The organism is Streptomyces sp. AM 4-1-1 (assembly GCF_029167625.1).
GTDB lineage: Bacteria > Actinomycetota > Actinomycetes > Streptomycetales > Streptomycetaceae > Streptomyces.
This window is the reverse complement of sequence record NZ_CP119145.1, coordinates 3,750,382-3,765,321: the sequence shown is the minus strand read 5'-3', so window position 1 is coordinate 3,765,321 and position 14,940 is coordinate 3,750,382. Positions and strand designations below refer to the sequence as shown.

Annotated in this window: 9 protein-coding genes, 1 pseudogene and 1 CRISPR repeat array; of the genes and pseudogenes, 9 read left to right on the top strand and 1 reads right to left on the bottom strand. The window is 71.1% G+C overall.

Annotated features, from left to right (window positions below):
• The first annotated feature begins 149 nt into the window (after positions 1-149).
• The 6 genes and pseudogenes from casA to PZB75_RS16110 form a co-directional block, all read left to right on the top strand.
• Positions 150-5,330, top strand: a complete 5,181-nt coding sequence (gene casA / locus PZB75_RS16135) for a type I-E CRISPR-associated protein Cse1/CasA (protein ID WP_275535997.1) — start codon at positions 150-152, stop codon at positions 5,328-5,330.
• Entirely contained in the window at positions 5,327-6,196 is an 870-nt protein-coding gene (casB, locus tag PZB75_RS16130) for a type I-E CRISPR-associated protein Cse2/CasB (protein WP_275535996.1), read from the top strand. The genes casA and casB overlap by 4 nt, the downstream gene beginning before the upstream one ends.
• A 91-nt stretch (positions 6,197-6,287) precedes the next feature.
• On the top strand, positions 6,288-7,517 hold the full coding sequence (cas7e, locus tag PZB75_RS16125; protein WP_275535995.1) for a type I-E CRISPR-associated protein Cas7/Cse4/CasC: 1,230 nt from the start codon (positions 6,288-6,290) through the stop codon (positions 7,515-7,517).
• Positions 7,514-8,350: a type I-E CRISPR-associated protein Cas5/CasD gene (gene cas5e / locus PZB75_RS16120; RefSeq protein WP_275535994.1), complete on the top strand. Its 837-nt coding sequence runs from the start codon at positions 7,514-7,516 to the stop codon at positions 8,348-8,350. The genes cas7e and cas5e overlap by 4 nt, the downstream gene beginning before the upstream one ends.
• The gene (gene cas6e, locus PZB75_RS16115) at positions 8,350-9,078 is read left to right on the top strand and encodes a type I-E CRISPR-associated protein Cas6/Cse3/CasE (RefSeq protein ID WP_275535993.1); all 729 of its coding nucleotides are present in this window, start codon (positions 8,350-8,352) and stop codon (positions 9,076-9,078) included. Before cas5e ends, cas6e begins: the two co-directional genes overlap by 1 nt.
• Positions 9,075-9,221, top strand: a pseudogene (locus tag PZB75_RS16110) (type I-E CRISPR-associated endonuclease Cas1); the annotation flags it as partial. The gene cas6e and the pseudogene PZB75_RS16110, both read left to right, overlap by 4 nt.
• 1 nt (position 9,222) lies before the next feature.
• Positions 9,223-11,321: direct repeats of the CRISPR family, unit length 29 nt; unit sequence GTGGTCCCCGCGCGTGCGGGGGTGGTCCC.
• 37 nt (positions 11,322-11,358) lie between these two features.
• Here the strand turns inward: PZB75_RS16110 and PZB75_RS16105 are convergent.
• Positions 11,359-12,666, bottom strand: coding sequence for a hypothetical protein (locus tag PZB75_RS16105; RefSeq protein ID WP_275538732.1), 1,308 nt, complete (start codon positions 12,664-12,666; stop codon positions 11,359-11,361).
• A gap of 1,038 nt (positions 12,667-13,704) precedes the next feature.
• Here PZB75_RS16105 and PZB75_RS16100 point away from each other — a divergent pair.
• The 3 genes from PZB75_RS16100 to PZB75_RS16090 all read left to right on the top strand — a co-directional run bounded on the left by PZB75_RS16100 (position 13,705) and on the right by PZB75_RS16090 (position 14,935).
• Positions 13,705-14,091: an ATP-binding protein gene (locus PZB75_RS16100; protein WP_275535992.1), complete on the top strand. Its 387-nt coding sequence runs from the start codon at positions 13,705-13,707 to the stop codon at positions 14,089-14,091.
• Positions 14,088-14,579 (top strand): hypothetical protein, encoded by a 492-nt coding sequence (locus tag PZB75_RS16095; RefSeq protein ID WP_275535991.1) that lies wholly within the window; start codon positions 14,088-14,090, stop codon positions 14,577-14,579. Before PZB75_RS16100 ends, PZB75_RS16095 begins: the two co-directional genes overlap by 4 nt.
• 74 nt (positions 14,580-14,653) lie before the next feature.
• Positions 14,654-14,935, top strand: coding sequence for a helix-turn-helix transcriptional regulator (locus tag PZB75_RS16090; protein WP_275535990.1), 282 nt, complete (start codon positions 14,654-14,656; stop codon positions 14,933-14,935).
• The last annotated feature ends 5 nt before the right edge of the window (positions 14,936-14,940 follow it).

Genomic DNA, 14,940 nt, shown 5'->3' with positions numbered 1-14,940 from the left:
GGCAACGTCAACCGCGCCATCCCCGCGCCTCCGGCCCCGCGTTGCGCCCCACGCCCGCCGCGCCACCCCTATACCGCACCCCTTCACCACCGCGTCCCCTCTTTCGCAACATCACTCCTCGCAAGGGCACAGCCATGTCCAATACGCCCATGAGTTCAGCACGACACTCGTCCGTCACCGCGACACCCTTCGATCGGCTGTCCGATCGGGCGCGGCGGGCCTGGGGCAAGCACGACCGTAAGACCGAGGACTGGCTTCCCCTGTGGCGTCACATGGCCGACAGCGCGGCCGTAGCGGGTCGGTTGTGGGACGAGTGGGTGCCGCAGAACGTCAAGGCCCTCGTCGCCGAACCCCTTCCGGAAGGGGCGGCCGACGCCCGGCGGCTGGCGGTGTTCCTCGCGGCCGTTCATGACATCGGGAAGGCCACGCCCGCCTTCTCCTGCCAGGTCGACGGGCTCGCCCAGCGGATGCGTGACGCCGGGCTCGACATGCCGTACCAGAAGCAGTTCGGCACCGATCGGCGCATGGCACCGCACGGGCTGGCCGGGCAACTGCTGCTCCAGGAGTGGCTTTCCGAGCGGTTCGGCTGGACCGAACGTGCCTCCGGGCAGTTCGCCGTGGTCGCCGGTGGGCATCACGGGACGCCTCCTGAGCACCAGCAGATCCATGATCTCCGGCTCAATCCCCGGTTGTTGCGCACGTCGGGGGCGTCGGAGAGCAACTGGCGTGGTGTGCAACGGGAGTTGATGGACGCCTGCGCGTCCGTCGCCGGGGTCGAGGGGCGGTTGGCGGACTGGGCGTCCGTACGCCTGCCGCAGACCGTGCAGGTCGTCCTCACAGCCGTGGTCATCCTCTCCGACTGGATCGCCAGCTCGTCCGAGCTGTTCCCCTACGACCCGGTTTCGTGGGCGCCTTCAGAAGGGTCTGCCGGAGTGGGCGGCTCCGGTGAGGCGCGTCGGTTGGAGGCCGCCTGGCGGGGACTGGATCTTCCGGGCCCGTGGTCCGCCGCAGAACCGCAGGGCACGGCCGCCGAGTTGTTCGCCGAGCGGTTCGAGCTGCCGGAGGGCGCGGAGATCAGGCCCGTACAGGAGGCGGCCGTACGGCTGGCGCGGCAGATGCCCGCCGCCGGGCTGCTGATCATCGAGGCGCCGATGGGGGAGGGAAAGACGGAGGCGGCCTTCGCGGCGGTCGAGATCCTGGCCGCGCGGTCCGGGGCCGGGGGCTGCCTCGTGGCGCTGCCGACCCGGGCGACCGGGGACGCCATGTTCCCCCGACTGCTCGACTGGCTGGACCGGCTGCCCTCCGACGGGCCCCGGTCCGTCGTCCTCGCCCATGCCAAGGCCGCGCTCAACGACCGATGGTCGGGGCTCCTGGAGACCGGCAACCGCACGATCGCCGCCGTGGAGACGGACGGTTCGGAGCGGGTGGCGGGGGCGGCCGACGAGCGGCGCACCAGTCCGGCCGGGCTCCATGCCCACCAGTGGCTGCGGGGGCGGAAGAAGGCGTTGCTCGCCTCCTTCGCGGTCGGCACCATCGACCAGGTGCTGTTCGCCGGGCTCAAGAGCAGGCACCTGGCGCTGCGGCACCTCGCCGTCGCGGGCAAGGTCGTCGTCATCGACGAAGTCCACGCGTACGACGCCTACATGAACGCGTACCTCGAACGCGTACTGGAGTGGCTGGCCGCCTACCGCGTGCCCGTGGTGCTGCTGTCCGCGACGCTTCCCGCCGGCCGGCGGCGGGCGCTCGCCGCCGCGTACGCCGGGTGGAGCATCGAGGACGCGTACGGGGAGTTCGAGAAGGCCGTGGAGGTCGGCGCCCCGGCGGTCGACGACAGTGGCGGTGGCGGTGCTCCGGCGGCCGACGACGGCAGCCGCGGCGGTGGAGCGCGCGCCGCATCCGCCCCGACCGGCGACGCCTATCCGCTGCTCACCGCCGTGGCGCCGGACGCGCCCGTACGGTATTCCCGTCCCGCCGCCGCTTCCGGACGTCGTACGGAGATCGCGCTCGAAGCGCTCGACGACGACCTCACCGAACTGGTACATCGGCTGGATGCCGAACTGGCCGACGGCGGCTGCGCGTTGGTCGTGCGCAACACGGTCGACCGGGTGCTCGACGCCGCCGAGGCGCTGCGCGCGCACTTCGGGGCGGACGCGGTGACCGTGGCGCACTCCCGGTTCCTGGCCGCCGACCGCGCCCGTAAGGACACCGAGCTGCGGACCCGGTTCGGCCGCGACGGCGACCGTCCCGCGGGGCCGCACATCGTCGTCGCCAGCCAGGTCGTGGAACAGTCGCTCGACATCGATTTCGATCTGCTCGTCACGGACCTCGCGCCGGTCGACCTCATGCTCCAGCGCATGGGGCGGCTGCACCGCCATCCCCGTACCCGTCCCGCGCGCCTGACGCGCGCCCGCTGCCTGGTGACCGGTGCCGACTGGCGGTCCGATCCGCCCGAGCCGGTACGGGGGACGATCAGCGTCTATCAGGGGCCACACACCCTGTTGCGCACGCTGGCCGTCCTGCGCCCCCATCTGGACGGCGAGCCGCTGGTCCTGCCCGACCACATCAGCCCGCTGGTGCAGACGGCGTACGGGAACGCGGCGATCGGGCCCGCGCACTGGGCCGACGCCATGGACGAGAGCCGCCGGGCGTACGAGAAGAAGCTCACGGACAAGCAGCAACGCGCCGAATACTTCCGGCTCGGGCCGGTGCGCCGGGCCGGGCGCGCGGTGGTCGGCTGGCTGGAGGCGAACGCCGGGGACGTCGACGACAGCCGCGCGGGCCGCGCCCAGGTGCGGGACAGCGAGGAGAGCCTGGAGGTGCTGGTCGTCCAGCGGCAGCCGGACGGCCGGCTGACCACCGTCGAATGGCTGGACGGCGGGCGGGGCGGTCTGTATCTGCCCGAGCACTGCCCGCCGACCAGGCGGGCCGCCGAGGCCGTCGCGGCGAGCGCGCTCACGCTGCCCTGGCAGTTCTCCAGGACGCGGGCGACCCGGAGGACCATCGCCGAGCTGGAACGTTTTCTCGTACCCGGCTGGCAGGTGAAGGAATGCCCGTGGCTGGCAGGGGAGTTGCTGCTCGTCCTCGACGGGGATTGTCAGACCCGGCTGGCAGGATTCGAGCTGCGCTACAGCTACGCCGACGGCCTGCGGGTCACCGCCGTGGACGCGCCTGGCACGACCAGCACCACCAGTACGTCCAACACGACTCACACGACTCACACGACCGACACGACCGACACGACTCAGGGGCACCGCCCGACCGATGCGCGCGACACGTCCGACGCGCGGGAGGCGGCCGGGGCCGCCGGTACGAACGGAACGGCCGACATGACCGCAGCAGCGAGCACACACAGCACGGAGGCGGCGCTGCCGAAGGGCCCGGTGGCACCCGCGCGGGCCACCTTCGACCTGGTCGCGCGGCCGTGGCTGCCCGTCCAGCGAGACGACGGCACGACCGTCGAGCTGTCGCTCCGCGAGGTCTTCGCCCAGGCGCACGGACTGCGGCGGCTGGTGGGTGATCTCCCCACCCAGGAGTTCGCGCTGCTGCGGCTGCTGCTGGCGATCCTCTACGACGCGCTGGAGGGGCCGGCGGAGCGGGAGGACTGGGAGGAGCTGTGGGAGGACCCCGAGTCGTTCGCGGCCGTCGCGGACTACCTCGACCGGCACCGTGACCGCTTCGACCTGCTCCACCCCGAGCACCCGTTCTTCCAGGTCGCGGGCCTCCACACCGCGAAGGAGGAAGTGGCCTCGCTGAACCGCATCGTCGCGGACGTGCCGAACGGCGAGCCGTTCTTCGCGATGCGCCGCCCCGGCGTCGAGCGGCTGAGTCTCGCCGAGGCCGCCCGTTGGCTGGTGCACGCACACGCCTTCGACCCGTCCGGGATCAAGTCCGGCATGGTGGGCGACGACCGGGTCAAGGGCGGCAAGGTCTACCCCCAGGGCACGGGCTGGGCGGGCAACCTCGGCGGAATCCATGCGGAGGGGCACAACCTGCGCGAGACGCTGCTGCTGAACCTGATCCCGACGGACGAGGGCATCCTCACCACGGACGGGAAGCGGGACCTGCCGGTATGGCGCCGCCCGCCGACCGGCCCCGGCGTGGTCGAGGAGAGCGAGTCGGGCCGGCGGCCTTCCGGCCCCCGCGACCTCTACACCTGGCAGTCCCGCCGGGTGCTGCTGCACTCGGAGGGGGACACCGCCACGGGGGTCGTCCTCGGGTACGGGGACCCGCTCACCCCGTACGACCGCTGGAAGTCCGAACCCATGACGGCCTGGCGGCGCAGTCCGGCACAGGAGAAGAAGCAGGGCCGGGGGCTCGTCTATCTGCCCCGGCAGCACGACGCGAGCCGGGCCGCGTGGCGCGGTATGGCGAGTCTGCTGCCCGCGCGGCGTGCGGCGGGGGAGGACTCCGGGCGCGGTGAGGCGCCGAGCCTGCTGCCGTCCGGGGTGGTGCGGTGGCTCACCATGCTGCCCTGGGAAGGGCCACTCCAGGACCGGAAGCTGATCCGTACCCGGCTGGTCGGGGCGGTGTACGGGACCCAGCAGTCGGTGGTGGACGAGGTGGTCGAGGACTCGGTCACGCTGCCCGTCGTACTGCTCGACGAGGAACGGCCGTTGTACGCGGCGGCAGCGGTCAACGCGGTAGCGGACGCCGAGGCGGCGGTCACCGCGCTGGGGCAGCTCGCCGGGAACCTCGCACGCGCGGCCGGTTCGGACCCGGCGTCGGGCACGAGTGCCGCGCGTGACCTGGGGTTCGGAGCGCTGGACGGCCCGTACCGGCAGTGGCTGGTGGGACTGGGCGAGTACGACGACCCCGAGGCGGCCCGCGCCGAGTGGCAGACCACGGTGAGCCGGATCGTGCGTCGGCTCGGTGAGCGGCTTCTCGACACGGCGGGGCCGTCGGCGTGGGAGGGGCGGATCACCGAGATCCCCGGCGTGGGCACGCGCTGGATCGACGACTCCCGGGCGGACCTGTGGTTCCGGACCCGGCTCAACAAGATCCTGCCGGGTGCGGACCGGAGGAACGGCCGGGGCGACGAGGCGGAGGGGGCCGACGCCTCGGAGGGGGCCGACGCCTCGGACGGGGACGACGGCGGGGACGGGGACCGGAACGGGGACGGGAACCGCGACGTGTCCGGTGACTCGTCGGGCACGTCCCCCGGCTTCTCCCCGGCCCGCCCCGGTGAGCCCACCGACCGCGCCGACTTCCCCGGCCCGACCGATCCCACCGACATTCACGGCTCTCCCCACTCACCCGACTCTCCCGACTCACCCGGCTCTCCCCACTCACCCGACTCTCCCGATGACGACACGACGGAGCCCAGCGCATGACCACACCCCCGACCCCCACGACCGGAGCCACCGGTCGCCCGGCCCACGGCGTGTCGGACGCGTCGGAGACGACCGGGACGGGCTTCCAGGAGGGCAGGCCGCAGGAGTCCGCAGACAGGGGCCCATCCCTCCGCCACCAGCAGGGCCCGGCCGGACAGGCCGCCTCCCGGTACATCTCCCAGCTCCAGGGCAGTTACCTCCGGGACGAGTCCGCCGCCGTGGCGACGCTCGCCAGGCTCCGGCGTGGCGCCGGACACACCGTGCACACGCTGGTGGACCACTGGGGCATCGGCGGCCTCGACGAACTGGCCGAGGCGCTGGAAGAGCGGGCGGACGACCAGCCGTTCGTACACCGTGAACGGGCGGAGGAGGCGGTGTACCTCGCGGTGACGCTCTGGTCACTCCACCAGCAGTCGGGGCGCGACGAGAAGATGCACATCCCCGGCGCGACCCTGGGCCGGGCCGTCCGCGTACTGATGCAGCTGAAGTCGGGGGACTCGCCCCCCGCACAGGGCGCCGAAGGCGGGACACGGCCGTGGTTCGCGGACCCCACACGCCCCTTCAAGGTCGACGACGAAGTGAACGAACCGCTCCGCAAACGGTTCGTACGGGTGGGGGCGGCGAACTCGATCGAGTCGGTGGCCGTACGGCTCCGGGAGATCGTCACGCTGCTGCGCACCGCGCGGGTGCCGCTCGACTACGGACGGCTCGCCGACCAGCTCTACCGCTGGCAGTTCCCGGACCGGCGCGCCTCCGTGCGGCGCGAATGGGGCCGCGAATTCCATCTGGCCGCGTGGGTCGTGAAGAAGGGGGACGAGCGGAACGACGGCGGCAGCGAGCGCGGCGGTGACGGTTCCGGTGAATGACCCCTCCCACCCGGTAGGCCCCGTCCCCTTCTCCCCCGTTCTTCGCCCCTCCACTCACTCACTCACTGACCACGACAAGGAACCAACTGCCGTGACCCGCACCATCGTCGACATCCACATCCTCCAGACCGTGCCGCCGAGCAACCTCAACAGGGACGACACCGGGGCCCCGAAGTCCGCCGTCTACGGCGGCGTGCGCAGGGCGCGCGTGTCCAGCCAGGCGTGGAAGCGGGCCACCCGGAAGGCGTTCCGCGAACTGCTGGACGAGTCCGAGCTGGGGGTGCGGACGAAGAAGGTGGCAGTGCTGCTGGCCGAGCGGATCGCCGTACTGTCCCCCTCCATGGACGAGGGTGTGGCCCTGGAACTGGCCGCCGAGACGGTAGGGACTGCCACCGGCTCCAAGATCGAGGCACCCAAGCGCAAGAGCAAGGACGGTGACGAGGGCGCACGGGCGCCGGAGTCCTCGTACCTGATGTTCCTCAGCAGCCGCCAGTTGGACGCGCTGGCCGCACTCGCCGTCGAGGGCGGCCAGGACGGCGGGCTCAAGGCACTGAAGGACTTCCTGAAGGTCAAGGAGAACAAGGCGCGCGCCAAGCAGCTGGTGAGTACCGAACACTCGGTGGACATCGCGCTGTTCGGGCGTATGGTCGCGGACTCGACCGACCTCAACGTCGACGCGGCGACGCAGGTGGCGCACGCCCTGAGCGTGCACCCCGTCGATGTCGAGTCGGACTACTTCACCGCCGTCGACGACCGGAACACGGACGCCGAGGCGGGTGCCGGAATGATCGGCACGGTCGACTTCAACTCGGCGACGCTGTACCGCTACGCCGCCGTGGACATCGACCGGCTGTACGAGAACCTGGGCCCCGGTACGTCCGCGTCCCCCGCCGAGCCCACCCGTCGTGCCGTGGCCGCCTTCCTGGAGGGATTCATCTCCTCCCTGCCCACCGGGAAGATCAACACCTTCGGCAACCACACCCTGCCCGCCGCGGTGATCGTGAAGATCCGCTCCCGGCGCCCGATCAGCTTCGTCGGGGCGTTCGAGAAGCCGGTGGAGCAGGGTCCAGGCGGCGGCTACCTGCGACAGAGTTGCGAACAACTGGCCGCCCACATCGCCGGCTTGGAAAAGGCGTACGGTGTGCCCGCCGACGAACCGAGCTGGGTCCTGCGGGTGGGCCACGACACCGCCGCCCTTGCCGGTCTCGGCACCGAGGTGGCGCTCTCCGAGCTGGTGACGGCCGTCGGGGACGCGGTCGCCGACCGGCTGCCGACGGCCAAGACGGCGGCGACGGCCAAGGCGTCGGAGCCGCAGGCATGAGCGTGCTGCTGCTGCGGCTCGCGGGACCTCTCCAGGCGTGGGGGTCGGCGGCCCGCTTCACGCGCCGCACCACGGAGAACGCGCCGACGAAGAGCGGCGTCCTGGGGCTCCTCGCCGCCGCGCAGGGGCGCACCCGGAGTGCGGACCTCTCGGACCTCGCGGCACTGGAGTTCGGGGTGCGCGTCGATCAACCGGGCGCGCGGCTGCGGGACTTCCAGACCGCGCACCACGCGGACACGCAGAAGGCCATGCCGCTGTCGGAGCGCTTCTACCTCACGGACGCGGTGTTCGTGGCGGGCGTGCGGGGCGAGGGCCGGCTGATCGACGCGCTGTACGAGGCACTGCTGGAACCGGTGTTCCTGCCGTACCTCGGCCGGCGCTCCTGCCCGCCCTCCCTGCCCGTCACGATGGGCGAACCCCGGGACATCGGCCTTGAAGAGGCGCTGCGGGAGGCACCGTGGCAGGCGTCCGCGTGGTACCGGCGCGAACTGGCTCACTTCCAGGGGTCGTCGGCGGCGTCCTCCGACGTCGACCCGGTACCCGCCCCGGAAGATCTGGATCTGCTGCTCGACTGCCCGGCCGGTGAGCTGCCGGACGTGACCCTGCGCGATCTGCCGTTGAGCTTCGACCCGAGCCACCGACGGTACGGACTCCGTGGCATCCGCACCGGGCGGACGGGACCGGCCGACGGCTCGACGCCCGCCGGACGGACGACCGGGGGTCCGTCACCCGTCGGTCCGTCGCCCGCCCGCACGCCTGCCGTCTCCGCACCCGTCCCGTCCCACGATCCGGTCGCCGGGCTCCCGATCTCCGTACCACCGAGGAACACCTGATGTACCTGACCCGCTTCCGTGTCAACACCGGTCGTACGGACGCCCGGCGCCTCCTCGAAGCACCGCACCGCCTGCACGGGGCGGTGAACATGTCCTTTCCCGACCTACCGTCCAGGGACGGGTCGGGGCCCAGGGTGCTGTGGCGCGTCGACCGCAACTCGACGGCGGAGACCCTGCTGTACGTGGTCAGCCCGAACCGCCCGGACCTGACCCACCTGGTCGAGCAGGCGGGCTGGCCCGCGGCGGACGGCCTCGGCTGGACCACCTTCGACTACGACGGATTCCTCACCGGCCTCGCTGAAGGCAGCACATGGGCCTTCCGGCTCACCGCGAACCCGGTTCACAACATCCGTCACGAGGACCACAAGGAGGGCGAACGCACCCAGCGCGTGGCCCATAAAACCCCGTACCACCAACTGCGTTGGCTGCTGGACCGACAGGAGAAGTCCGGATTCGAGATCGTCGCGAAGCCCCCGGAGCGACGGCTTCTGGACCACGGTGACGAACACGAGCTGGTCGTGCGCGACCAACGCCCCCTCCAGTTCAACAGACCCCCCGCGAAGGACCGCCGCCAGGACGTGCGCTTCACCCGGGTCACGTACGACGGCCGGCTGCGGGTCACGGACCCGGACGTCCTCCGACGCACCCTGACCCACGGCCTGGGCAAGGCCAAGGCGTACGGCTGCGGTCTGATGACCCTCGCCCCGCTGACCCGGGCGGACGGATGAGCACGGTCGGCCGCCGGGGCGCGTCCTCACCCCGCGAACTCACCCGGGTCGGTGACCGGCTCTCGTTCATCTACCTGGAACGGTGCGTGGTCCACCGGGACGACAACGCGATCACCGCGACGGACACCGACGGGGTGACCCACAGTGGTCCCCGCGCGTGCGGGGGTGGTCCCGGAGTGATGGCCCTCAACCCGTTCGTCCTCGTGTGGTCCCCGCGCGTGCGGGGGTGGTCCCCGCGACCCGCACAGACAGCGACGTGTTCGACTGTGGTCCCCGCGCGTGCGGGGGTGGTCCCCCCACCACCAACCCCAGCCTCCGCACCCTCAAGTGGTCCCCGCGCGTGCGGGGGTGGTCCTTCGGTGTGTACGGCGCCGAATTCTCGATACGGGTGGTCCCCGCGCGTGCGGGGGTGGTCCCTCGGGGTTGTCACCCGGTGTAGGTCTTGCAGCGTGGTCCCCGCGCGTGCGGGGGTGGTCCCGGCGTCAACGTCGAATCGAGGGGCGGGGACGGGTGGTCCCCGCGCGTGCGGGGGTGGTCCCCGCACGACGAGGGCGTGAGCTGTCTCGGCCCGGTGGTCCCCGCGCGTGCGGGGGTGGTCCCGACTGCACTCGACCCTTCAACGGCCCGCTGTCGTGGTCCCCGCGCGTGCGGGGGTGGTCCCTGGTAGGCGTAGTTGAACGAGCGGGTGGAGGCGTGGTCCCCGCGCGTGCGGGGGTGGTCCCCCGCCGTCACGGGCCGAGTACTCGCGGGAGTGGTGGTCCCCGCGCGTGCGGGGGTGGTCCCAGTGTTTCCAGCCGTTCCGGCTCGGTGCCCTCGTGGTCCCCGCGCGTGCGGGGGTGGTCCCAACAGCCGTCCCCTCGGCCGTCCGCGCCAGGAGTGGTCCCCGCGCGTGCGGGGGTGGTCCCGGCGGCTCGTCCGAGTACAGGTGCGCGGGCGGGTGGTCCCCGCGCGTGCGGGGGTGGTCCCAGGCCGACCACGACCGGACCGTCGCGGACATGGTGGTCCCCGCGCGTGCGGGGGTGGTCCCAACAGGTCCACCCCCGCAGAACTCCCCACCCGGTGGTCCCCGCGCGTGCGGGGGTGGTCCCCTCTACCTCCGCGGCGCCGCCCTGGTCTTCACGTGGTCCCCGCGCGTGCGGGGGTGGTCCCGCCGCGTCCTTGTCGCCGAGCTGGGCGGCGCGGTGGTCCCCGCGCGTGCGGGGGTGGTCCCTCGCGCAGTCCTCCACGTACTTGAACGTGGAGGTGGTCCCCGCGCGTGCGGGGGTGGTCCCTTTTGTGGTCCGTGGGGGAGTTGAGGGACTGGGTGGTCCCCGCGCGTGCGGGGGTGGTCCCGGCGGCTCGTCCGAGTACAGGTGCGCGGGCGGGTGGTCCCCGCGCGTGCGGGGGTGGTCCCAGGCCGACCACGACCGGACCGTCGCGGACATGGTGGTCCCCGCGCGTGCGGGGGTGGTCCCCCGGCCTCCGCGTCATCACCGGAGAACCCGCCGTGGTCCCCGCGCGTGCGGGGGCGGTCCTCCGTCGCATTTCCGAGACCCTGGCCGGACGGCGTGGTCCCCGCGCGTGCGGGGGTGGTCCCTCGACACGGCGGTTGCTGCTCCGGCAGTGGATGTGGTCCCCGCGCGTGCGGGGCTGGTCCTGGGGTCGGCTTGTCCGGGCGGAACATCCTGGAGTGGTCCCCGCGCGTGCGGGGGTGGTCCCCTCGGCCGCCGGGCGCGAGTCCTGTACTGCCTGTGGTCCCCGCGTGCGGGGGTGGTCCCGGGCCGGCCGGGCCGTGGCGGCGGGTCTCGTGGTGGTCCCCGCGCGTGCGGGAGTGGTCCCTTGCGCCAGATGTCGTCGTTGTCGAGGAGCTGGTGGTCCCCGCGCGTGCGGGGGTGGTCCCTCGACACGGCGGTTGCTGCTCCGGCAGTGGATGTGGTCCCCGCGCGTGCGGGGCTGGTCCTGGGGTCGGCTTGTCCGGGCGGAACATCCTGGAGTGGTCCCCGCGCGTGCGGGGGTGGTCCCCTCGGCCGCCGGGCGCGAGTCCTGTACTGCCTGTGGTCCCCGCGTGCGGGGGTGGTCCCGGGCCGGCCGGGCCGTGGCGGCGGGTCTCGTGGTGGTCCCCGCGCGTGCGGGAGTGGTCCCTTGCGCCAGATGTCGTCGTTGTCGAGGAGCTGGTGGTCCCCGCGCGTGCGGGGGTGGTCCCGAAAGTCCCGATGCCCGGCTCCATGTACGCCAGTGGTCCCCGCGTCTGCGGGGGTGGTCCCGCGTGCTGCGCCGGTGCAGCATCGCCTACAGCGTTAATTAAGCTGCTTTCAGCTTCGCTACGGTACTGATTCGGTTATGAAGATCACGGACCACAGGAGAAGCCCTCGGGACGCTGAGAGACCGCAACTTATCGAAATGCTCGTCGCCCCGCGCTGTCGACAGGACTTCGTAATCATCGAGAAAGCGCCCCCATGATGCACATGCCTCCTCCAGGTGCCCAAGCTCGTACTGCCGCTGTGCGAGTACCGCGTGTGCGTGCAATCTTCCTTGGCGTTCCAAGGGAGACATGACCCGGATGGAATGCCGGAGCGTTTTAATGGAAGCCGCCAGGTCCCGTGACTCGTAGTGCACGTGAGACACATGAAATAGAAAAGCCGCCTGGTCGTACCCGCCAACGGCGTCACGCCGAGAGTCCGCCCGAGAAAGAGCTGTTTCCGCTTCTTTGAGCATTGCCCTTGCCCCTTGGCGGTCACCGACCATGGCGGAAGCATGAGCCTGTTGTCCCCTGAGGAACGCAACAAGGCGCGGACCTGCCTGAGGTGCCGCTTCGGCGGCCGAGTTGGCATACTCCAATGCTTTTCGTCCGTAGCGGAGATGGGATGCCTGGAGGCTCATTCCGCGAAGAGTGCGGCAGTAAGTGAGCTGGTCATTCGATTCTCGGGCGAGGTCAAGCGCGTGCAGGTAGTAGGTCTGTCCTAGCCCGTGCGCTCGCTCGTACATGGCCATCCACCCTGTGAGGTAGGTGAGGTCGGATGCGGCGGAGAGCATGTTTCGGTGAACTTCGTCCGAGGCATCGGCATGCAAATAGCCTGCAACCGTGTTCACCAGGAACGCGGCGGCCATCGGCCGTGCATGTCCACCGCCTAGTTCGTCAAGGATGTCTGCGATCTTGCCCGTCATTCGGCGGACGGTATCGACTTCGCCGGGCCCGATGCGACCAGTCGGCCGGGTAAGGCGGTCGTGATCATCAGCGCTTGCCTCAGACACGAGAGCAGAAAAGGCCGGAACGCTGAGAGCTGCAGAATATAGGCCCGCAGCTAAGAGCTTACGGCGGGACGGGTCCATGTCTTGCCTCCCGAGGTCGATCAATTCTTCTGCTGTGGTCGGCCGGCTATGCGGTTGTGGGAGCGTAGGGAATCCCGCCTCGTCCCGCGTGACGGGACGGTTCAGCCTGCGCGCGAGTGCTTCCAGAATCAGCGGTCGGACGGACTCTTTCGGTAGGTGGCCACCCAACCACTGGTGCACTGAGGGCTGTTGGTACTTCAGCGGGGTGCCGTGTTCGGTGCCGATGCGGTTGACCGCTTGGGCGAACTGTCGCAGGGTCCACCCGCTCTCGCGGTACAGCCGCTCAAGTCCGGCGTTCGGTTGTCGTGTCGTCACTGGCCCCAACTCCCGCGCTCTGACCGCTTAACGCTCTTAACCCCTGGCCTCTTCCCAACGGTACCGCTGTGCGTGGTCGGACGGTTGCCTAGTGCGAGCACGACCGCCGCAAGAGATGACACCGCAAAGGAGGCCCGGACATGAAGACGCCCGCGCGAACGGCCACGGGGCAGCCCGAGTGGTCCGGCGCGGGGATACCGGCGGGCTACTGGTGCGAAGTGCTCGCGGAGGGCGAGGTGTACGGGACGCGCGAAACGGTCCCGTACGTTCTCGGCACCTTCCAGACGATCTCGCCGAAACTCGCGCTGCGGTGGTTACGGAGTAGCGCCGAGCACATCGCGGACCGGCTCGACCCCGACCCCGGCCGTTCGGCATGGGTCATGCCGTGGATGCGCGTCGACTCCACACCCCTGCCCAACTGCCCTGCCCGTTTGCGGTTTTGGGTTGGGCTCACCGAGGAGTGCCGGGCCGTACGGGACCAGCTCAAGGAGGGTGCAGCCCTGTCTGTGGTCGTTCCTGACGAGGGGTGTCGCTACACGCTGACCGTCCGGCCCGTGGCAGTGCCCCCGCCCGAGTCGGGCACGACAGCGCCCGCCGACGACGGACAGTCCACAAACCCCCGCCCTGGTCACACGAGCCCCAGGAAAGCCCGTCGGCCGGGCTGGCACATCCCCGGTCGGCGACCAGGACGGACCGCCCGGCTCCGCATGCCACCAGGGGCGGACCCGGGCACCCCCGAGCCCAACCGGGCCGGGACCACCACACCGAGCCTGCGGGAGCAGGAGGCATGTCGGACCTGCCCCGCCGCAACGGTCACTTCGCCAGAGAAAGCCACAGGTAACAGTGTTCGGTAAGAAGACAGGCCCGACCGTCGCGGCTGTAAGGAAGGACGCCGAGTGCGCGACGCACGGAGCGTCGGCGGTCGGCGTCGGACCATGTCCGTCCGTTGTCGTCACGGCGTGGCCACACAGTGCCCTCTCGGTAGGGAGGGCGCGGTGTCTGTTGGCCCAGCACCTTGGGGAATGGGACCTGGTTCATCTCGCGGATACGGCGGAACTGGTCGTCTCGGAGCTGGTGACGAACGCGGTGCGGCACGCGGGCCGGCCGGGCGGGCGGCTGATCCTGACGCGTTTCGAGCGGGTGGAGGGCGGGGTGCGCATCGAGGTCCACGACGCCAACGACGAGGAGCCCTCTCTTCGGCAGCTGTCCCCGGACGAGGAGGCCGGACGTGGTCTGGCGCTGGTGGACGCCTTCACGGGCGGGTGCTGGGGCGTCAGCGACCGCGACGGCCTGGGCAAATGCGTCTGGGCCGTCTGCGCCGAGAACGGGCCCATCTGGCCCATCTGGGCCGTGTGCGCCGGTGACGGAGCACGGGACGTGGCGGTGTGAACGGTCGAAAGGCATGGCGTCGGCTCACACCGCGCCAGGAGGTCGGAGACCCGTGCGAGGACTGCGGCACAGTCCTGGCTCTGTGCGTGCAGTGCGGCGAGGCTTCGCGCTGCCTGGTCTGTGATCCGTACGAACGTCCCTCAGCGGCCGACACCACGGAATACCACCTGCGCCGCATCGCACGCGACCACCCCCAGGTGGGGTTATGGGCGGGTGCCGCGTCCGCTCTCATCCCGGCCATGTTCCTCTGGGCCGCACTGACCTACCTGCCCGACGGGACCGTACGCACCCTGGCCGTCATCGCCGGTACGGCGGCGTGCTGCGCGTTCCTGACCATGGGAGCGGCCATGCGCAAAGCACCTCTGCCAGAGGAGCAGCCCGCATGCCGGATGCGGGAGCCGACCCCGGACGAACGGTGGTGGTGCACGGCGCTGGTGGCCCTGCTGGTGCAGGTCGCCCTGGTCTGCGTCGGCATGGCCACCGGTTGAGCACGGAGACGGGTGGGTTCCCTCCGAACGACGGACAAGCGCCGACCATGGTGCGGCGTGACCCAGGAGTGGTGATGGTTGCTGCGCGTCAACGAAGGCGTCCGGCCCGCCTCTGTCAAGAGCCGCAGGCCGTCACGTACGCGCGCGAGAGGGCGGGACTGACCAAACGAGCACTCGCCGGTCTCATAGGGATCTCTGAACAGCTCATGGGAGAGATCGAGTCCGGCTGGCGCAACGCCACTCCCGCGAACCTGGCCAAGATCGCTGACGCGCTGAATTGCCCCATCGTGGTGCTGGAGCGCAAGAGGTGCGGCAATGGGGCCCCTCATCCGATCGAGCAGTCGGGCGCTCCGTGAGCACG